16 protein-coding genes are annotated in these 20,633 nt (G+C 64.9%); 8 read left to right on the forward strand and 8 right to left on the reverse strand.

Annotated elements, in window-relative coordinates:
* Positions 1–14: 14 nt before the first annotated feature.
* From QX094_RS24200 to QX094_RS24215, 4 genes are all read right to left on the reverse strand, one after another.
* Entirely contained in the window at positions 15–665 is a 651-nt protein-coding gene (locus QX094_RS24200) for a ChrR family anti-sigma-E factor (RefSeq protein WP_315749232.1), read from the reverse strand.
* A complete protein-coding gene (locus QX094_RS24205) occupies positions 662–1,207 on the reverse strand; it encodes a sigma-70 family RNA polymerase sigma factor (protein ID WP_315826481.1) in 546 nt (181 codons plus the stop codon). The genes QX094_RS24200 and QX094_RS24205 overlap by 4 nt, the downstream gene beginning before the upstream one ends.
* A 205-nt stretch (positions 1,208–1,412) precedes the next feature.
* A complete protein-coding gene (folE, locus tag QX094_RS24210; protein ID WP_316188174.1) occupies positions 1,413–2,033 on the reverse strand; it encodes a GTP cyclohydrolase I FolE in 621 nt (206 codons plus the stop codon).
* Positions 2,034–2,123: 90 nt separating this feature from the next.
* A complete protein-coding gene (locus QX094_RS24215) occupies positions 2,124–3,860 on the reverse strand; it encodes a methyl-accepting chemotaxis protein (RefSeq protein WP_315826346.1) in 1,737 nt (578 codons plus the stop codon).
* Positions 3,861–4,442: 582 nt separating this feature from the next.
* Here QX094_RS24215 and QX094_RS24220 point away from each other — a divergent pair.
* Both QX094_RS24220 and QX094_RS24225 read left to right on the forward strand, forming a co-directional pair.
* Positions 4,443–6,029: a B12-binding domain-containing radical SAM protein gene (locus QX094_RS24220; RefSeq protein WP_316188175.1), complete on the forward strand. Its 1,587-nt coding sequence runs from the start codon at positions 4,443–4,445 to the stop codon at positions 6,027–6,029.
* A 394-nt stretch (positions 6,030–6,423) separates the two neighbouring features.
* Positions 6,424–8,781, forward strand: coding sequence for an efflux RND transporter permease subunit (locus tag QX094_RS24225; RefSeq protein ID WP_316188176.1), 2,358 nt, complete (start codon positions 6,424–6,426; stop codon positions 8,779–8,781).
* Between the two features lie 319 nt (positions 8,782–9,100).
* Here the strand turns inward: QX094_RS24225 and QX094_RS24230 are convergent, their stop codons facing one another.
* The gene (locus QX094_RS24230; RefSeq protein WP_315714895.1) at positions 9,101–9,595 is read right to left on the reverse strand and encodes a hypothetical protein; all 495 of its coding nucleotides are present in this window, start codon (positions 9,593–9,595) and stop codon (positions 9,101–9,103) included.
* A gap of 476 nt (positions 9,596–10,071) precedes the next feature.
* Between QX094_RS24230 and QX094_RS24235 the strand changes: the two genes are divergently transcribed.
* The 5 genes from QX094_RS24235 (at position 10,072) to QX094_RS24255 (ending at position 14,604) form a co-directional block, all read left to right on the forward strand.
* Positions 10,072–10,308 carry a hypothetical protein gene (locus QX094_RS24235; protein WP_315714894.1) on the forward strand — a complete coding sequence of 79 codons (237 nt, stop codon included), beginning with the start codon at positions 10,072–10,074 and terminating at the stop codon, positions 10,306–10,308.
* A 223-nt stretch (positions 10,309–10,531) separates the two neighbouring features.
* Positions 10,532–11,410, forward strand: a complete 879-nt coding sequence (hpnC, locus tag QX094_RS24240) for a squalene synthase HpnC (RefSeq protein ID WP_315749238.1) — start codon at positions 10,532–10,534, stop codon at positions 11,408–11,410.
* Positions 11,407–12,246 carry a presqualene diphosphate synthase HpnD gene (gene hpnD / locus QX094_RS24245; RefSeq protein ID WP_316188177.1) on the forward strand — a complete coding sequence of 280 codons (840 nt, stop codon included), beginning with the start codon at positions 11,407–11,409 and terminating at the stop codon, positions 12,244–12,246. Before hpnC ends, hpnD begins: the two co-directional genes overlap by 4 nt.
* Positions 12,246–13,496, forward strand: a complete 1,251-nt coding sequence (hpnE, locus tag QX094_RS24250; protein ID WP_316188178.1) for a hydroxysqualene dehydroxylase HpnE — start codon at positions 12,246–12,248, stop codon at positions 13,494–13,496. The genes hpnD and hpnE overlap by 1 nt, the downstream gene beginning before the upstream one ends.
* A 343-nt stretch (positions 13,497–13,839) precedes the next feature.
* Entirely contained in the window at positions 13,840–14,604 is a 765-nt protein-coding gene (locus QX094_RS24255) for a phosphorylase (RefSeq protein ID WP_409977888.1), read from the forward strand.
* A gap of 108 nt (positions 14,605–14,712) precedes the next feature.
* On the opposite strand, the gene hpnH is transcribed toward QX094_RS24255, so the two are convergent.
* Together hpnH and ispH are read right to left on the reverse strand one after the other, a co-directional pair.
* Positions 14,713–15,861 carry an adenosyl-hopene transferase HpnH gene (gene hpnH, locus QX094_RS24260; RefSeq protein ID WP_315714889.1) on the reverse strand — a complete coding sequence of 383 codons (1,149 nt, stop codon included), beginning with the start codon at positions 15,859–15,861 and terminating at the stop codon, positions 14,713–14,715.
* A 34-nt stretch (positions 15,862–15,895) separates the two neighbouring features.
* Entirely contained in the window at positions 15,896–16,822 is a 927-nt protein-coding gene (gene ispH / locus QX094_RS24265; protein ID WP_315714888.1) for a 4-hydroxy-3-methylbut-2-enyl diphosphate reductase, read from the reverse strand.
* A 486-nt stretch (positions 16,823–17,308) separates the two neighbouring features.
* On the opposite strand from ispH, the gene QX094_RS24270 reads away from it, so the two are divergent.
* Positions 17,309–19,909 carry an MMPL family transporter gene (locus QX094_RS24270; RefSeq protein WP_316185209.1) on the forward strand — a complete coding sequence of 867 codons (2,601 nt, stop codon included), beginning with the start codon at positions 17,309–17,311 and terminating at the stop codon, positions 19,907–19,909.
* 62 nt (positions 19,910–19,971) lie between these two features.
* Here the strand turns inward: QX094_RS24270 and QX094_RS24275 are convergent, their stop codons facing one another.
* Positions 19,972–20,598: a DUF2147 domain-containing protein gene (locus tag QX094_RS24275; RefSeq protein ID WP_409977889.1), complete on the reverse strand. Its 627-nt coding sequence runs from the start codon at positions 20,596–20,598 to the stop codon at positions 19,972–19,974.
* Between the last annotated feature and the right edge of the window lie 35 nt (positions 20,599–20,633).

Here is a 20,633-nt window from a genome sequence, read left to right on the forward strand (position 1 = left end):
ACGCCACGATGCGATCAGAGCCGGACGAAGGGGCTGATGAGGCGGCCGAGCAGGCCGTGCATGCGCAGGTCGCCGGTCATGGCGACGAGGCAGAGGCAGGGGCCCTCGTCACCGACCACCGGACGATGGTCGACCTCGTCGTCGCCATAGTCGAAGTCGCCGGGTCCGTAATAGCCGCCGAGATGGCTGAAGCTGCCCTTCAGCACGCAGGTCAGCTCATTGCCGGAATGCGTATGCTCCAGCATCCGCGCCCCTGGCTCCGAGCGCAGCAAGAAGGCGCGCGATTTGCCGGTGCCAGGCAGCAGGATCGGGCGCATGCTGATGCCGGGTGCCACGCGCCGGCGCTTGCCGATCTTGCAGCGCTTGACCATCTCGGGCAGGTCCGCGAGCTCGGGATCGTGCTCGGCGACCTCGCTCACCTGCGGCGCCGCCTGCGGGCGTCGATCGATGCGGGCCATCACGGCATCGAAAGCATCCGCGCCCGTCGCGATCGGCTCGGCCGCGTCCAGCGAGGCGCCGGCGAGCTGCTCGATGGCGCGGACGAAGCGCTGGCATCGGCCGCAATCGGCGACATGGACACCGACGACCAGCCGCTCGGCCTCGTCGAGCGCACCAGTGGCGAAGTCGGCCAGCAGGTCTTCCGGCGGGTGGTGGCTGATCGTCATGTCGCGTCGTCCAACAGGTCTCTCAGGCGATTCATCGCCAGTCTGATTCGTGACTTTACCGTACCCAGCGGCAGGCCGAGCACCGCCGCGATTTCCGAATGCGGTCGTTCCTCAACGAACGACAGGCGGATCACGGTGGATTGCTCCGCCGATAATCTTTCGATCGCGGCCGCTACCCGTGTGGCATCTTCGACACGCGAGACGATCTGGTCGGCTGCGAGCGTCGGATCGGCTTCCTCGTCGCGCCCCACTTCTCTGCTCAGCCGGCTGTCGCGGGCGGCCTTGCGCACGGCGTCGATCCGCTGGTTGCGCGCGATCGTGAAGATCCAGGCGGCCGCGCCGGCCGTCGACGGATCGAATTGCCCCGCCTTCGTCCACACCGCCACCATGGTGGATTGGGCGATTTCCTCGGCGTCGTCGGCGTTGCAGCCGGTCTTGATGAGGAAACCTTTGATGCGGGGCGCAAAATGCGCGAACAGGGCCTTGAACGCCTCGCGGTCGCCGCGCGCGGCGACGCGTCCGATCAATTCAGCCCAATCCACAGTCGCCTTCGGCCCTCTGCTCACATTCACCTTGGTACGGGCGCCCAAGGCCCGTGCAAATCGATGCCGGGACGATGCCACGTTCCATTGCGCTAATCCAGCCGCTCTCATCGCGTGGTCATGGTCCCCGGCACGCATGCTTGATCCCGGATAACGTGGCTCATGGACGGCTGGATCACAGCGGGCGGACGATTTTCCGTGCCCCTCAATCCTTCAGGTCGGAATTGACCATAGCCAGGAACTCCTGGCGGCTCATCGGGTCGGTGCGGAAGCAGCCGAGCATGCGGCTGGTGGTGAGATCGACGCCGTGCTTCTTGACGCCGCGCGAGCTGATGCAGTGATGGGCTGCCTTGATCACGACCGCCACGCCCTGCGGCTGCAGCACCTCGTCGATGATGTTGGCGATCTCGGCGGTCATGCGTTCCTGGATCTGCAGCCGGCTGGCATAGGCCTCGACGACCCGGGCGAGCTTGGAAATCCCGACCACGCGGTTGCGCGGCACGTAGCCGACCCAGGCGCGGCCGATGATGGGCGCCATGTGGTGCTCGCAATGGCTCTGGAACGGGATGTTCCGCAACAGCACCATCTCGTCGTAGCCGGCGGTCTCCTCGAACGTCTTGCGCAGATACTCCTCGGGGTTCTGCTCATAGCCGGAAAAATAGCTCTTGTAGGCCCGCGCGACGCGGGCCGGGGTCTCGGAGAGACCCTCGCGTGACGGGTCCTCGCCGATCCAGGTCAGGATGGTGCGGATGGCGTCCTCGACGTCATCCTGGGTGACCTCAACCGGGTCGCAGGCGAACGGAAGTTTCTTGGCTGTCTGGCGCACGATGGCTCTCCAAAAACCAAGAAACGGTTCCGGTGTCGGAACGGATCACGTCTTGTGGGGGCGATTTCCGCAACCGATGGCTCGCCGCCGTCAGCTCGCCTTGCGCAGCCGCATCTCCGCAGACGGACCCGAGCGCAGGTTCTGGAAGAACTTCTCGACCTCGTTAGCGAGCGTCTGCGCGGTCGCGTTGAGGTCGCCGGACGCCGACAGGACGGAGGCGGCGGCCGTCGAGGTCTCGCTGATGGCGTCGCGCAGCGAGTCGATGTTCATGACCAGCGTCTGGTTGCCCTGGGCGGTCGACTGCGCGTTGGTCGAGATCTCCCGCGTCGCCTGGTCCTGCTGCTGGATGGCATTGGAGATGTTCGAGGTGATCTCGTTGATGCCGCGGACCGCCTGGCCAATCTCGCGGACGGCGTCGACCGCGGTCTTGGTCGAGGCCTGGATCAGGCCGACGTTCTGGCTGATCTCCTCGGTCGCCTTGGCCGTCTGCCCGGCCAGCGCCTTGACCTCGTGAGCGACCACGGCAAAGCCACGGCCGGCCTCGCCGGCGCGGGCGGCCTCGATGGTCGCATTCAGCGCGAGGAGATTGGTCTGCTCGGCGATGGTCTGGATCAGGGTCAGTACGCCGTCGATGCGCTGGGTGGCGGCGGCAAGGCCCTCGATCTCCGTGACCGACTTCTCGGTGCGTTGGCCGGTCTGCTCGACGGCGCCGGCCGACTGCCGGATCTGCCGGCCGATCTCCTCGACCGACGTCGACAGCTCCTCTGCGGCGCTGGCGACGGCGGAGACGTTGGTCGAGGCCTGCGACGTGGCGCCGGCCGCGGTGACCGCGCGCTCGTTGGCGTCGGCCGTCAGCCGCGTGATCATCTCGGCGGTTTGGCGCATCGCGGCGGCGTTCTCGGTGACGGTCCGCATCACGCTGCCGATCGCGGTGCGGAATTGCTCGACCGCGGTCTCGATGTGGCGGGCCCGGGCTTCGCGGATTTCCGAGTCCTGCGAGACCTGGACATTGAGGTCGCGGTTATGGGCCATCGCCTGCTGGAACACGCCGATGGCGCGGGCGAGCTCGCCGATCTCGTCGGCCCGTCCGGCATGCGGCACCTCGACGTTCTCGGCGCCGGTCGCGACCTGGCGGATCGTATCGGTGATCTGCGACAGCGGCCGAGCGATCGAGCGGGCGATGATCACCACGCCGGCTGCGACCAGAACCAGCATCAGGCCGCCAAGACCGGTCAGCACGAGCGAGAGCTTGTTGTTCAGCGCCGTTTCCTCGGCGATCTTTCCTGCGCGCTCGACATAGACTTTGGACAGCGCCTCGAGATCCGTGTTGAGCGCCTTGCGCACGGAGCGATTGGCATCGTTGTCGCCCCACTCGCGTCCCGCAGCCGGGCTGATTTCATTGGCGCGGCGGACCAGTTCGGCGCGGAATTCGACGAATTGCTCGATCCGCTTCTTGAACGTTGCGAATTGCTGGGCGTCGTCGGCCTGGACGATCGCCTGCCACTTGTCGACGACCTTCAGGATGTCGGCATTGAACTTGAGCAAGCCGTTGCCGTATTGCTTCACGACGGCGGGGTCTGTCGACATATAGACGCCGCGCGACTCCATGACGACGGCATAGACAAGGCCGTTGACCAGCTGAACGTTGTGAGCGGCGAGATTGGCTGTCTCGATGGCTTTGATGAGCTCCGTGGCTCGCCGCGAGTTGTAGTCGGACAGCCAGGTGATTGCGGCGGTCAATAGCGCAAACAACGCAAAGATTGCGTAGAGCTTGACTGCGATGGATTGGCGCGTGGCCGTCTTCGTTGACGTCGGGCTTGAGGTCATGAGGTGAGATACCGCGAGTTTTTGCTACGACGGAGGAGGCGCTTGATTGTTAATAGTTATGCAAAACCTTCATGGAGAAAGCGTTAAGTGGACACCGTCAGTATTATGCAACCACAGCGTACTTTGCTTGGCGTTTCAATCGATTAGTTGGTGCTCCGCAGCAGGGGAGGGCGTCGGGGCATCCGGTCGACTACGGAGGGCATGCGCCATTTCGAGGCTCCTCGTTCCCCTGCAAATGCATTGCAAACCAGTGGCCGCGCACGCGCGCTCCGCAATTGGTTCGTCGGTCGGAGACAGGCGGGAGCAGTCGTCGCGCTCGACCGATCAATTATCCATCCGATTGGAACTTTGGATCGCCCTTCGCATTCCGCCATCCGTATTGCGATGCATCGGATCAGGTCGCCTCGTCAGGTCGCGTCTGATCATGCCAGGCAGCGTGAGCATCTGGCACGCGGCGGGGACGTCGCGCCTTGCGACAGGAGCGGAAGGCGCGATCGCACTCAACTTTTCCGGAAGGGGTAGCGAAGCCTTATCTTCGGCCGTAAGGTAACCGGTTAGCGGGTTTGTCGCGAGGGGCAGTCGATGAGATTCGAGGGCATCGAAACGGTACGTCGCATTCTCTGTGTGTTTCCGCGCTACACCTCGTCGTTCGGAACCTTCGAGCATGCCTATCCGCTCACCGACGGCATCCAGGCTTTCATGCCGCCGCAGGGGCTGCTGCTGATCGCGGCCTATCTTCCGGGTTCCTGGCAGGTGCGCTTCATCGATGAGAACATCCGCCCGGCGCAGGACGAGGATTTCTCATGGGCCGAAGCGGTGTTCGTCAGCGGCATGCACATCCAGCGTCAGCAGATGAACGACATCTGCCAGCGGGCGCACGCGTTCGACCTGCCGGTCGCGCTCGGCGGCCCCTCGGTCAGCGCCTGTCCGGACTACTACCCGAGCTTCGACTATCTGCATGTCGGCGAGCTCGGTGATGCGACCGACGAGCTGATCGCGCGGCTGGCGCGGGATCCGTCACGGCCTGCGCAGCAGGTCGTGCTGCGGACCAACGAGCGGGTGGCGATGACGGATTTCCCGGTGCCGGCCTACGAGCTCGCCGAGGTGAAGAAGTACTTTCTCGGCAGTATCCAGTATTCCAGCGGCTGCCCCTATCAGTGCGAGTTCTGCGACATCCCCGGCCTCTATGGGCGCAACCCGCGCATCAAGTCGCCGCAGCAGATCATCGCCGAGCTGGACAAGCTCAGGGAATGCGGCGTCACCGGCTCGGTCTATTTTGTCGACGACAACTTCATCGGCAACCGCAAAGCCGCGACGGAGCTGCTGCCGCATCTGATCGAATGGCAGAAGCGCACCGGCTATGTGATGCGGCTCGCCTGCGAGGCCACGCTCAACATCGCCAAGCGGCCCGAGATCCTGGAGAAGATGCGTGAGGCCTATTTCATCACCATCTTCTGCGGCATCGAGACGCCCGATCCGGATGCGCTGACGGCGATGCAGAAAGATCACAACATGATGGTGCCGATCCTGGAGGGGATCAGGACCATCAACAGCTACGGCATGGAGGTCGTCTCCGGTATCATCATGGGGCTGGACACCGACACGCCGCAGACCGCGGACGCGCTGCTGCGGTTCGTCGAGGAGAGCCGGATCCCGCTGCTCACGATCAATCTGCTGCAGGCGCTGCCGAAGACGCCCCTGTGGGACCGCCTCGAGCGCGAGGGTAGGCTGGTCCACGATGACGGTCGCGACTCCAACGTGAAATTCCTGATGCCCTATGACGAGGTGGTCACGGCGTGGCGGCGCTGCATGGAGGTGGCCTATGAGCCGGAGCGGCTGTTCGCGCGCTACAAGCACCAATGCGACACCACCTACGCCAACCGTATCGAGGTGCCGGTCAGCGACGAGATGAAGAGTTGGCCGAACATCAGGCGCGGCCTGGTCATGATGGGCAAGATTTTCTGGAAGGTGGGCGTGCTCGGCGACTACAAGCGGCCGTTCTGGCGCTTTGCCTGGAGCCAGCTCAAGCGAGGCGAGATCGAGAATTTCATCGCCGTGGCGCTGATCGCGCATCACCTCATCATGTTTGCGCGCGCCGCCTCGCGCGGGCATCAGAACGCGTCGAACTACTCGATCCGGCTGCGCGAGGCCGCCCTTCCCGCAGGGTGATGGTCCTCTGTGGAACTGGGGGCGGCGGGTGGTGCTCGCCAGCACCGGCTCGCGGCCTGCCCAGAGCAAGGGACGGCTCGGTCGGATACCGGTCCTTGAGTCGTTCAGGTTTCGAGGCCCCGCGTCCGTCGGGGCCATCCACGCTCTTTTCAAGCACGGCAGAATCGTGGCGTGATCGGAAGCCGTGGCGGCTCGCCGTATTGTGTGGCCGCGCATGGTTGCGGCCGGGGAGTGAACCCTGCTAGATCGCCTCGACGAATTTTCACGTGTTTTCAAGGATTAGCTTGGGCTGCGGGCCACAATGCGGTCATCTCTGCTTCGCTGAGCGGCCTTATTTCTGCCCTATGCGCTCAGGCCCTCAGAATTGGGCCGCACCCCAACCACTGGACACCGCATGCTGGAAGTCAGGCACGACAACGAAGTCCATGTCGAGAAGGTCGAGCACCGGCCGGCCGACAGCATCGCTTTTGGCATCGAACGACTCGGCCTCCTCGCGGTCAAGGCGCCGATCTTCTCCTGCGTCGTCCTGCTCGTCCTCATCGTGGCGGCGGTGTTCGGCATCAAGCGCATCCAGATCGACGATTCGCTCAGCCAGCTGTTTCGCTCCGACAGCAAGGAATTCCACCAGTACGAGGAGGTGACGAAGAAGTTCCCGGCCGAGGAATTCGACGTCCTCGTCGTGGTCGAGGGCAAGACCCTGCTGGCCCGCCAGAACCTCGAGAAGCTTCGTGACTTCGTGACCGACCTGCAACTGGTCGAGGGTACCCGTGGCCTGGTGTCGCTGTTCTCGGCCCGTCAGGCGCCGGCGCCCGGCAAGCTGCCGGCCGCGCTGTTTCCGTCGGATCTGCCGGAGGGCGAGGCCTACGACAAGTTCATCGAAACGGTGAAGTCGAACGAGATCATCCGCGGCAAGCTGTTGTCGGAGGACGGTACGCTCGCCCTGATCGTGCTGTCGCTCGAGCCCAAGGTGGTGGCCTCGAACGATCTCGGGAAGGTGGTGGGCGACATCCGGAAGCTGATGGCGGAGGACCTCGGCGACACCGGCCTGAATGTCCAGCTTTCCGGCGTGCCGGTCATGCAGCTCGAGATCCGCAACGCGGTGGAACGTGACGGGCTGACCTACAACATTCTCGGCATTCTCGCCGGCTGCATCATCGCCATCATCTTCTTCCGCAAGGTCTCCTTCATGATCGCAGCGGCGTTTCCGCCGCTGATCGCGATCATGCTCGCGCTCGGCGCGCTCGGCTGGGCCAATTTCAATCTCAACATGTTCCTGAACGTGATGACGCCGCTCATCATGGTCATCAGCTTCTCCGATTCGATGCAGCTTACCTTCGCCGCCCGCGACCGCCTGATCGCGGGGCAGGACAAGGTGACGGCGTTCAAGAACGCCGTGCTGGTCGTCGGCCCGGCTTGCGTGCTGACCCACGCCACCGCCGGCATTTCCTTCATCGCCCTGCAGTTTTCCGACAGCGACCTGATCCGCAAGTTCGGCGAGGCGGGGCTCGCAGCCACCATCATCGCGCTGGTCGCGGTGCTGTCGCTGGTGCCGGTGTTCGGCGTGCTGCTGGTGCGCAACGAGAAGACATTCGCGGTCAAATTCCAGGGCGCCGACGCCGGCGTCCAGGCGCTGCGCAATTTCTGCTACTGGATCGCGGTGCGCATGGTCGGCCGTCCCGGCCTGTTCAGCCTGATCGCGGTGCTGTTCGTCGGCTCGCTCGCGGTGGTGTATTCGACCCTGGAGCCGCGCTATCGCCTCGCCGACCAGGTGCCTGACAAGCAGCAGGCGGTTGCAGCGAGCAACCGGCTCGATGCCAAGCTGACCGGCGCCAATCCGGTCAACGTGCTCATCCAGTTTCCGAAGGGCGCCTCGCTCTATGCGCCGGAGACGTTGCAGGCGATCGCCGACGTCCATGCCACCGTCGAAAAGACCGCTGGTGTCGGCAACGTCTGGTCGGTCGAGACGCTCCGGCGCTGGCTGGCCGAGAAGGCCGGCTCGTCGGATACGGCGACGTTGCAGGAATATGTCAATCTGATCCCCAAGCACCTCGTGCGCCGCTTCATCGACAAGGAACAGGATGCCGTGGTGGTCGCCGGCCGCGTGCCGGATGTCGATTCCAGCCAGCTGCTGCCGGTGGTCGACAAGCTCGACCGCGAGCTCGATGCGGTGAGAAAGAAGCATCCCGGCTATGAAATCGCCGTTACCGGTCTCGCCGCCATCGCCGCGCGCAACTCCGCCGGCATGATCGAAAAGCTCAACCATGGGCTGACGATCGAGTTCGCGCTGGTCGCGATGTTCATCGGGCTGGCCTTCCGCTCCTGGGTGGTGATGCTCGCCTGCATCCTGCCCGGCATTTTCCCTGTCGTGATGTCGGGCACCGTGCTGTGGGCAATGGGTGAGGGGCTGCAATTTGCCAGCGTGGTGGCGCTCACGGTCTCTTTCGGCCTTGGCCTGTCGGCGACTATCCACTTCCTGAACCGGCTGCGGATGGAAAGCGCGCCCGGCGTCAGTGCCGCCGTCGCAGTGGAGCGCGCCACCGTGCTGGTCGGACCGGCGCTGATCCTCACCACCGTGGTGCTGGCCTGCGGCCTGGTCGTCACCGTGTTCTCGGATCTGCCGTCGCTGCGGCTGTTCGGTTGGCTCAGCGCGTTCTCGATGGTGGCGGCGCTGTTTGCCGACCTCTTCATCCTCCGCCCGACCGCGATGTTCCTGATCAACCTGTCGCAGAAGCTGAAGCGCAAGCCGCTTTAGCCCAGGCTATTGCGTAAACCAGGCCGTCATCACCCGTGAAAGCGGGTGATCCAGCACGCCGCGGCCTATCGGTTCAATCAGGACAGCCTCTGGAATACTGGAGCGCCCGGTCCCGTCTGCGCCTTCGGCTTCGACGCGGCTATAAGTTCAAGGGCGCGCCGGAGCTTTAGCGAAGGCGGCAAGCCGGGCGACGACAGCGGCGGGTCTCATTCGTATCCGAGGGCTGCGGAAGCACCGCAAAACAAAACGGCCCTGACATTGTCAGGGCCGTTTGCGCATTCGACTGCCCGTGAGCGCGCGACACGCTCCGGTCCAAGGATCAGGTCTTCGACATCGTGATGTTGACGCCGCGGATCTCGCCCTTGGAGGAAATCTGCACGACCTGCTTGTTGCCGCTGGTCCTCAGGGTGATGCTGGCGGCGAAGCCGGCGGCCTGCACGAACACGTCGATCTGGCCGTTGCCGGCGGTGCCCTGCAATTCGCCGTTCACGTTGCGGCTGGATTCGCTCCAGTTGCCGGAGATGCGGTCGCCCTGGCTGGTGACGTCACTGGACAGGAGGAACTTGTAGCTGTCGCTGGCGCATTGCAGGCTCTGCTTCAGATTGGCGCCGGCCACCTTGTAGCTGGCCTTGCAGCGGATGCGCTCGGTGGTGCCGTCCGACAGCGCGACCGTGCCGTTGCCCGACCACGAGCCGTCGAAGCCGGCGAACGGGCCCGACTGAGCCTGAACTGCGGTCGCCGCCACGAACAGTGCCGCTCCGAGACCGGCGGCCTTGATGACGTGCCCCGAGAAAGATGAGCCGAACAGTTTCATATCGAGTTTCCCATCCAAAATGACACCGCTGTGTCGGCGTATGCCGCCGCTTCGAACACTTGGTGTTCTCGCCGAAGGTTAGGTTCAAATGACGGCCGGTCGGGCGCTGCGACCGGATGCCATGATGCCCGCCGACACCGTGCGACGGGTCGGCGCCGAATGGTCGTCCTCGCAAGACGGCTGCACGCAAGCCGCCTCGACGGCGCTGCATCTAACGGTCCGCGCGGCAAGCTTGCAACAGCCAAATGCGAAAAACGTGTTCCGAGAATAACGCCCTAGTATCAACGCCTTGTTTGTGCCAAAGCTGTGATCTCCGAGCTTGATCCGCTCGGGATCATAGGGCGCAAATTTGGCCGCATTTGGCAGCGTACCTCCGGCGCTGGGGGGCTTGCGGTCCTTGCCAAACCAAACAGGTGTTTCCCGGGCAGCATCGGCGATCCGGGAGGTCTCCTCTGCTGTCAAAATGAAGGAACACGATGCGTAAGATTTTCCTGGCACTTTCCCTGCTGTCGTCGGTGTCCGTTTCCACCGGTGCGTTCGCGCAAGGCCGCGGCGGCACGCCCGAAGAGCAGGCGGCCTGCACGCGTGACGTTCAGAAGTTCTGTCGTGCCGTCATCGATCAGGGTGACTTCACGATCCTTGCGTGCCTGAAGGAGAACCGCCCCAAGATCAGCCCGGCCTGCGATCAGGTGCTGAAGACCCACAACCAGTAAGTGGTTGCCGTTCGGAACGGTTGTTTCCGAACTCTTTTGGTTAACGACCGCCGGCCCGCCCCTCGGGGGAGGGCGGCGGTTCGATCCTATGGGCTGCCCGACATCGATTGCATTGGTTTTGGCTGGATCTTCGCCTATATGGGGGCGAGCAATCCGTTCGCATGAGCGAAGCGGCGGGCATTGTTTTCGGTAGCGCCCTTTCAACCTGATAGCTGTTTCGTCCATGACCACCGCGAGCGATTTGCGATCCGGCAAGACACACCGGGACGAGAACTTTCCGGTGGCGTCGTGGATCATCCGTCCCGAGCACCGGGCGCTGATCCTCGCCTTCTACAATTTCGTGCGCACCGCCGACGACATCGCCGACCACCCGAGCCTGCCGGGTGAGGAGAAGCTGCGGCTGCTCGATCTGCTCGAAGCCGAGCTGACCGGGACGGGCGAGACCCAGGACGTCGCCGTCAGCCTGCGCCGGGCGCTCGCCGAGCGCGGCATGCCGCCTCGGCACGCGCTCGATCTGCTGGTTGCCTTCCGGATGGACGTGACCAAGCTGCGCTACGAGAACTGGGACGAGGTCATCCACTACTGCCGCTACTCGGCGATGCCGGTCGGCCGCTTCATGCTCGACGTGCACGGCGAGTCCACCGCGACCTGGCCGGCCTCGGACGCGATCTGTGCGGGCCTGCAGATCAACAACCACCTGCAGGACTGCGGCAAGGACTACAAGGCGCTCAACCGCGTGTATCTGCCGCGCGATGCGCTGGCGGAAGCCGGCGCGACCGTCGAGATGCTCGGCGAGGCCAAGTCGCCGCCGCCTCTGCTGGCCTGCCTGCAGAAGCTCGCGGTGCGCAACGCGGCGCTGCTCGATGAGGGCAGGGACCTCAACAGCGGCGTCAAGGATTTCCGCTTCGGACTGGAGATCGCCGTGATCCAGGCTTTCGCCGACCGCATCGTGGCGTTGCTGAAGGTGCGCGATCCGCTGAGCGAGCGCGTGCACCTGTCGCCCGTCGGCATGCTCGGCCTCACCTTCACGTCGGTCATGGGCGAGATCGGCCGCCGCGTGGCCGGGCGTCATCCCGTCACCAAATCGGCAGCCGGCGCATGACCCTCGAGGCAACCGCAGACAATATCGATCACGGCACGGCGGCCTCCGGCAGCTCGTTCTATGCCGCCATGCGCATCCTGCCGCGCGCCCAGCGCGACGCGATGTTCCAGGTCTACAGCTTCTGCCGCGAGGTCGACGACATCGCCGATTCCGACGGCCCGCGGCCCGAGCGGCTGGCGGCGCTGCAGAAATGGCGCGACGACATCGACGCGCTGTACCAGGGCAACCCGCCGCCGCGGCTGCGCGACTATGTCAGCTCGGTGAAGACCTTCGGGCTGAAGCGCGAGGACTTCCTCGCCATCATCGACGGCATGGAGATGGACGTGCCGCAGGAGATCCGCGCGCCGGATCTCGCGACGCTCGACCTTTATTGCGACCGCGTGGCGAGCGCGGTCGGCCGCCTCTCGGTGCGCATCTTCGGCATGCCCGAGGAGGACGGCATCCTGCTCGCGCACCATCTCGGCCGCGCGCTGCAGCTCACCAACATCCTGCGCGACATCGACGAGGATGCCGGCATCGGCCGGCTCTATCTGCCGCGCGAGGCGCTGCTGTTCGCCGGCATCACCGGCGACGATCCGGTCAAGGTCACGCAGGAGCGCGCGCTGCCCAAGGTCTGCAACTCGGTTGCGGTCAGGGCCAAGACGCATTTCGAGAAGGCCGACGAGATCATGCGGCGAAATCGCCGGCGCGCCGTGCGGGCGCCGCGGATCATGTCAAAATATTATCGTGCCGTGTTCGACCTCTTGCTCGAACGAGGCTTCGCGCCGCCGCGCGAGCCTGTCCGCGTGAGCAAGCTCACGAAGATCGGCATCATCCTTCGTTACGCAATCATCTGATGCAGAAGACAGCTCACATCATCGGCGCCGGCGTGTCCGGCCTTTCCGCCGGCGTGCGGCTCGCCAATGCGGGCTACATCGTCCATGTCCACGAGGCGACGCAGCAGCTCGGCGGCCGCTGCCGGTCCTATTACGACGCCGCGACCGACCTGGTGATCGACAACGGCAACCATCTGCTGCTGTCGGCCAATCATCACGTGTTGGCCTATGCCCGCGCGATCGGCTCGGAGGCGGGGCTCGTGGGGCCGGCGAAGGCAGAGTTCGCCTTCGTCGACATCCGCAGCGGCCAGCGCTGGCTGCTCGATCTCGGCAACGACCGGCTGCCGCTGTGGGTGTTCGACGAGGGCCGCCGCGTGCCGGATACCAAGCTCGGCGACTATCTCGCGCTGTCGCCGCTGATCTGGGCCGGTACGTCCAGGACGATCGGCAGCACGATTCCCTGCAAGGGTACGCTGTATGACCGTCTGGTGCAGCCGCTGCTGCTTGCGGCGCTCAACTGCGATCCGCCGGAGGGGTCGGCGGGGCTGGCCGGCGCCATCGTCCGCGAGACCTTGCTCGCCGGCGGCCAGGCCTGCCGGCCGTTGATCGCGCGCGACGGCTTGTCGGGCGTGCTGATCGATCCGGCCGTGAAATTCCTGGAAGGCAAGGGCGGCAGCGTGCGGATCGGCCGCGAGCTGCGCGGCCTCGACGATGGGGGCGGTCGCGTCACCGGGCTCAGGTTCGGCGGCGATGAAACCGTCGCGCTCGGTCCTTCCGATGTCGTGGTGCTCGCCGTGCCGCCGCGGCCGGCGATGGCCCTGCTGCCGGGGCTCACGGGGCCGACGAAATATCGTGCCATCGTCAATGCCCATTTCCGCATCACGCCGCCGCGCGATGCACCAGCTCTGCTCGGGGTGGTCGGCGGCCTGGTCGAGTGGCTGTTCGCCTTCCCGCAACGGCTCTCGGTCACCATCAGCAATGGCGATCGCCTCGTCGACATGCCGCGCGAGGAGCTCGCCGCCGCGATCTGGGCCGACGTCTGCAAGGCCGCCGGGATCACGGCGGAGCTGCCGCCGTGGCAGATCGTGCGCGAGCGTCGCGCCACCTTCGAGGCGACGCCCGAGCAGAACGCGCTCCGACCGGGAGCGAAGACGGCGTTCGGCAATCTCGCTCTGGCGGGGGACTGGACCGATACCGGCCTGCCGGCAACCATCGAAGGCTCGGTGCGCTCCGGCGACCGCGCTGCGAATCTCCTGCTCGGGCACGGTTGACCCGCGCAGGGGCGGCCGAATCTGCCCGCGCCGTCATGCCGCCTGCCGTGAGTCTCACATTTTCGTGGCGTGGTTCTTGCTTAAAGTTCCACGCCCGGTGGCACCGGCGCAATCTGTTCCAGGACGGAACAGGGATCGGCGGGGCCAAATGGCAACACCGGGCAAAAAACGCATCAGGTGCCGGTGCAGTGCGGCGCAAACGGGGTTTCCTCGCGGATTTTTTCTGCGTAATCCTCGGTTTGTTAAGGCCTTTCCGCTCTGGCGCCGCCGTGGCTGAGGCTTTGGAACAAGAGACGGAGACGTCGGATCACGCGACGTCCGAGAAGGTGTCAGGGGTCGGATTGTGAAGTTGGGGATGGGGGACGACACGTCCGCGGATCGCCCGATTGATTCGCGGCCGGTCTTGGTCGTGACGGGCTTGGTGCAGGAGGCCCGGATTGCTGCCGGGCCCGGCATGATGGTGATCTGCAGCTCGAGCGACCCCAGGCAGTTGCGCTCGCTGCTCACCGTGTTCGATCCGACCTCGATCCGCGGCGTCGTCAGCTTCGGCGTGGCCGGCGGTCTCGATCCGAGCCTCAAGGCCGGCGACATCGTCGTCGCCACCGAAGTGACCGCCGGCGATGCCCGCTGGCTGTCGGGCCTGTCGCTGCGCGAGGAGCACATCGCCCGCGCCGCCCTGAAGAAGCGCCGCGTTGTGCGCGGCGTGCTCGCCGGGGCCGAAGAGGTGGTGGTGGCCCAGGCCCGCAAGGCGGCGCTGCGCATGAAGACCGGTGCGGCCGCGGTCGACATGGAGAGCCACATCGCCGCCGCCTATGCCGCCGAGTACGGGCTGCCGTTCGCGGCGCTGCGGGTGATCTCCGATCCCGCCCATCGCACCCTCCCGTCGCTTGCCAAGGACGCCATCAAGCCCAACGGCGACATCGACCTGCCGATGATCCTGCGCGGCGTCGCCCGCAATCCGGCCGTGCTGCGCGGCCTGGTGTCGACGGGCATCGAGTTCAATCGCGCCCTGCGCTCGCTGCGCGGCGCCCGCGACCTGCTGCTGAGCGGCATGCTGGCGGCTGAGCATTTCCTCGAGACCGAGACGCTGGCCGCTGCCGAGGCGTGAGCCGTTTGCTCATCGCGGAGCGTAGCGTCCATCCCGATCCACAGATCAGTTCAATGAAAAAGGCCGCCGATCACTCGGCGGCCTTTTGATTGATCAGAGCCGTGAAGATCAGGCGGCCGTCGAGGCCTTCTGCTGCGCCTCGATCGCCTCGTCGTGACGGATCTCGGAGAGGCGCTTCTGCACCTCCGACGAGAACACGTACTGCGCCGGGCGCTGCTTGGAGAGGTCGATCTCCGGCGCCATCGGGCCTTCGGTCTTGATGCCGCGCAGCGACACGAACATCGCCTTGATCGGGTTGGTCAACGCCGCATTGGCGGCGGTCGCCTCGTAGCCGCAATGCGCCATGCAGTCGGCACACTTCTCGTACTTGCCGGTGCCGTAGGAGTCCCAGTCGGTGGTCTCCATCAGCTCCTTGAAGGTCTTGGTGTAGCCTTCGCCGAGCAGATAGCAGGGCTTCTGCCAGCCGAAGATGTTGCGCGCAGGCATGCCCCAGGGGGTGCACTCGAACTCCTGGTTGCCGGCCAGGAAGTCGAGGAACAGACCGGAATGCATGAAATTCCACTTCTTGCCCTTGCCGAGCTTGAAGACGTCGCGGAACAGCTGCTTGGTCTTGGTGCGGTTGAGGAAGTGCTCCTGGTCCGGCGCGCGCTCATAGGCATAGCCGGGCGACATGGTCACGCCGACGCCGAGCTCGGTCGTGAAGTCCAGGAACTTGGCGATCTCCTCGGCGGGATGGCCGTCGAACACCGTGGCGTTGACGTTGACGGTGAAGCCGCGCGCCTTGGCGGCCTTGATCGCGGAGACGGCGCGGTCGAACACGCCCTTCTGCGACACCGCCTTGTCGTGATGCTCGCGCAGGCCGTCGAGGTGCACCGAGAAGAACAAATATGGCGACGGCTCGAACAGGTCGAGCTTCTTCTCCAGCAGCAGCGCGTTGGTGCAGAGCGAGACGAACTTCTTGCGGGCGACCAGGCCGCGCACGATCTCGCCGATCTCCTTGTGGATCAGCGGCTCGCCGCCGGGGATCGCGACCATCGGCGCGCCGCACTCGTCGGCCGCGTCCCAGCACTCCTGCGCGCTCATGCGGCGGTTGAGGATCGCGTCGGGATAGTCGATCTTGCCGCAGCCGGCGCACGCCAGGTTGCAGCGGAACAGCGGCTCCAGCATCAGCACGAGCGGATAGCGTTTCCGGCCGAGAAGCTTCTGCTTCATCAGATAGGCCCCGATACGCAGTTCCTTATGGAAGGGGATTGCCATTACGTCTCTTCTTTCTGGACCAAACGAGGACCGATCAGCCCGCGACCAATTCGGCCGGCAGGCGGAATTCGATGTTTTCTTCCCGCCCCGGGACCACCGCGACCTCGACCGGTCCGATGCGCCGCAGGGCTTCGATGACGTCGTCGACGAGAACTTCGGGAGCCGAGGCGCCGGCGGTGATGCCGACGGCCTTGGCATCCTTCAGCCAAACCGGATCGAGCTCGCTGCCATCAGCGATCAGATAGCTTGCGACCCCGGCCTCGGTGCCGATCTCGCGCAGTCTGTTCGAGTTGGAGCTGTTGGCGGCGCCCACCACCAGGATGACGTCCACCAGCTTGCTTAAGTCCCTTACCGCAGATTGCCGGTTCTGTGTCGCATAGCAGATATCCCGGATATCGGGACCTTGAAGGTCTGTAAAGCGGGCTTGGAGGGCTAAAATGATGTCTCTTGTGTCGTCCACGCTGAGCGTAGTCTGGGTAATATAGGCCAGCGGGGTATCGACCGGCAGGGGCAGGGTGGCCACATCGGCCACGTTCTGCACCAGGTGGACCGGGCCGGGAACCTGGCCCATGGTTCCCTCGACTTCCGGGTGGCCGGCATGGCCGATAAGTACCAGGGTACGGCCTTTGGACATGTAGCGCTTGCCCTGGTTGTGGACCTTCGTCACCAGCGGGCAGGTGGCATTGAGCACCGGCAGCCCGCGGGCGGCCGCTTCCTCCTCCACCGTCCGGGCGACGCCGTGGGCGCTGAACACGGTGACGGCGCGCGGGGGGACCTCGGAGAGGTCCTCGACGAAGATGGCGCCCTTGGCCTTCAGGCTCTCGACCACGTGCTTGTTGTGGACGATCTCATGACGCACATAGACCGGCGGGCCATACTTCTCCAGCGCGCGCTCCACGATCTCGATCGCACGCACGACTCCAGCACAAAAACCGCGCGGCTGCGCGAGATACACCTGCATTGGACGTCCAGCCACGTTGCCTCACTTTCGACCTGGCACCTCCGTGCGTGCGACAGGGTTGCAATAATCGCACCAGCGAATGCCCAATGGCCCGCCACACGGATGGAAACGCAGGACTTTGTGTCAAAAATCGAGCGAAGAAGAAAGCCGGTCTGCAAGTGGCTCGCATGTGACACGTCGCACACAGCCCGCAATAGGTCACCGGTAATTTAGTAATTATAAATTAGATCAATCAATTGAGTTGGTTATGCTCTCACTCGTTCGTCACTTTACCGCCGAGAACAGCCGCTATATCAGCCGCCCCGACGGTTCCGTGCATCGTTCGACCTGATCCGCCGTCGACGGACCACCCTCGTCTTCAAGGTTGGGCCAGGCCGGGTCGGGGCGCCGCTCAGGATGTGTGCGTCCGGGGCTCGCCCTGATCGGGGAACTCCGCCATGAAGCGGACGTTTCCGCCCAGCTCTCTAAACATTAGAAAGTCACGAAGTGCTGACCACGTTTGTCGTCTCGATCGTCAAGGCCTGCACCCGGTTTGCCTGGCCGACATTGATTGCGGCCCTGCTGCTCTCCGTAGGTGCGGGCTTCTATACGGCGCGTCATTTCTCGATCAATACCGACATCAACAAGCTGATTTCGCCTGATCTCGACTGGCGCAAGCGCGACCAGCAATATGAGCAGGCCTTCGATCGCGATCGGATGATCCTGGCGGTGGTCGAAGCGGCGACGCCCGAGATGACAGGTGTGGCGGCCGATGCGCTCGCCAAGAAGCTCAAGGGCGACACCGCGAACTTCTCATCGGTCGAGTTGCTCGGCGGCGGCGAGTTCTTCGCCAGGAACGGCCTGCTGTTCCTGCCGACCGAGGAGGTCAAGCAGCTCACGGACCAGTTCGCGGCGGCAGCGCCGCTCGTCGAGATCATGGCCGGGGACCCCTCGATCCGCGGCCTGACCGGTGCGCTGGAGACCGGCCTTGCCGGCGTCAAGCGCGGCCAGGTCAAGCTCGACAATGCCGCACGGCCGTTCGACTACATCTCCCAGACGGTGGAGACCGTGCTCGACAAGGGTGATGCGACCTTTTCCTGGCGCCAGCTGATCTCCGACAAGCCGCTCGAAGACAGCGACAAGCGCGCCTTCATCCAGTTCAAGCCGATCCTCGACTACCAGGCCCTGGAGCCCGGCAAGGCCGCCACCGATGCGATCCGGCAGGCCGCGGCCGAGCTCGATTTCCCCAACCGCTTTCACGCGCGCGTGCGGCTGACCGGTCCGGTGCCGATCGCCAACGAGGAATACGCCACCGTGCAGGAGGGCGCCGTCGTCAACGGCATCGGCACCGTGGTCGTCGTGCTGATCATCCTGTGGCTGGCGCTGCATTCGGCCAAGATCATCTCGGCCGTGTTCATCAACCTGTTCATCGGCCTCGCCCTCACCACGGCCGTCGGCCTGATGATGGTCGGCTCGCTCAATCTGCTGTCGGTTGCGTTCGCCGTGCTGTTCATCGGCCTGGGCGTCGATTTCGGCATCCAGTTCAGCGTGCGCTACCGCTCCGAGCGGTTCAAGAACGACAATCTGCCGGAGGCGCTGGCGGAAGCCGCGCGCCGCTCCGCGGTGCCGCTGTCGCTCGCGGCGATGGCGACGGCTGCCGGCTTCCTGTGCTTCCTGCCGACCGACTACAAGGGCATCTCCGAGCTCGGCGCCATCGCCGGCGCCGGCATGATCATCGCGTTCCTGTCGTCGATCACGGTGCTGCCGGCGCTGCTGAGGATTCTCAATCCGCCCGGCGAGAAGGAGCCGGTCGGCTATGCCTTCCTGGCGCCGGTCGATCATTTCCTCGAGAAGCACCGCGTGCCGATCATCGTCGGCACGCTCGGCCTGGTCGTCGCCGGCCTGCCGCTGCTCTACTACATGAAGTTCGACTTCAACCCGATGAACCTGCGCAATCCGCGCGCCGAGTCGATCGCGACCTATCTCGACCTGCGAAAGGATCCGAACACGGGCGCCAACGCGATCGACGTGCTGACGCGCTCCGAGACCGAGGCCAAGGCGATCGAGGCCAAGCTCGGGAAACTCCCCGAAGTGGCGCGCGTGATGTCGCTCGACAGCTTCGTTCCCGAGGACCAGCCGGCCAAGCTGAAGCTGATCGCGCAGGGCGCGAAGGTGCTGGGGCCTGCGCTCAATCCGGATCAGGTCGATGCGGCGCCGAGCGACAAGGAGAATGTCGACGCCCTGAACTCGACCGTCGACAATCTCCGGCGCACCGCGGGCGAGAGCAATGGGCCGGGCGCGGTCGCGTCGCGGCGGCTCGCAGATGCGCTTGCCAGGCTCGCGGGCGCGAGCGAGGCGGTTCGCAACAAGGCACAGGCGGTGTTCGTCGAGCCGTGGAAGATCACGCTGACGCAGCTCAGCGCCACCCTGCAGGCGCAGCCGGTCAGCCTCGCGAACCTGCCGCCGGAACTGGTGTCGCAGTGGAAGAGCAAGGACGGACTGATTCGGGTCGAGGCCCAGCCCAAGGGCGATCCGAACGACAACGACAATCTCAGGCGATTCGCCAACGCCGTCCTGACGGCCGAGCCCAACGCGATCGGCGGGCCGGTCTCGATCCTGAAGTCCGGTGACACGATCGTGAAGGCATTCATCCACGCCGGCATCTACTCGCTGGTCGTGATCAGCCTGCTGCTGTGGGTGACCTTGAAGCGCTTCACCGACGTGCTGATGACGATCGTGCCGCTGCTGGTCGCAGGCGCCGTGACGTTGGAGATCTGCGTGCTGATCAAGCTGCCGCTGAACTTCGCCAACATCGTCGCTCTGCCGCTCCTGCTTGGCATTGGCGTCGCGTTCAAGATCTACTACGTGGTGGCGTGGCGCGGCGGCCGCACCAATTTGCTCCAGACCAGCCTGACCCGGGCGATCTTCTTCAGCGCGCTGACGACGGCGACCGCATTCGGCAGCCTGTGGCTGTCGAGCCATCCCGGCACGTCCAGCATGGGCAAGCTGCTGGCGCTGTCGCTGGTCACCACGCTCGCCGCCGTGCTGCTGTTCCAGCCGGCCCTGATGGGCAAGCCTCGCGAGGTCAAGGAGCAAGAGGGCTCTTGATCACCGAATAGAAAAAGCGGCCGATCTCTCGGCCGCTTTTTTGTTCGGGTGACGGACGCCAACTAGCGGGCGCGCGCAATATCGGGCAGCAGGCAGATATCGCCGACCTGGTCCGCGGGCTTGTGTCCCGGCTTGGCCGATGCGGTTGCGCCACTGCCGACGCCGGTCGTGGTCTTGGCCGCCGGGGCAGGGGCCGGCGCGATTGGTTTCTGTGTACCTTTGGCCATGCTGTTTACGGGGCTCGACGGGATCGGCGGAGCAACCCGCGTCCAGGTCTCGCCGCCGCACAGGAAGCCGAGCACGCAGCCCTTGATCTCCAGGTGATCGGGGTCGACCGGCGTGATGGTGGAGCTGTAGAGCTGCCCATCCTTGGCGTTGTAGACTTGGCCTTCCCACGCGTCTGCGCCGGGCTTCTTCTTCATGTCGATCAGGATCGGCATGCCGAGCGTCGGCCGGCTCTGGCGGGCCGGATCGGGGTTGTTGCTGTCGCGTCCGCCCGGGGTCTTCTCCCAGGCCACGACGCCCCACATGCTGCCATTACATTGTGCGACTCGGATGTTAGCGACGCCGTCGGCGACCCGCCAGTCGCCGGTGGGGTCGGCCGCGAGCGCGGAAGAAATTCCTGCTGCGAACACGACTGCGGAGTATGCTAGTGTCGTCGACATGAGATATCTAAGGCGATGCAACATTGGCAGAAACCCGTGCTTGCTTTGATGGTGCGAAT

The sequence above is a fragment of the Bradyrhizobium sp. SZCCHNS1050 genome, from assembly GCF_032484785.1.
Classification (GTDB): Bacteria; Pseudomonadota; Alphaproteobacteria; order Rhizobiales; family Xanthobacteraceae; genus Bradyrhizobium.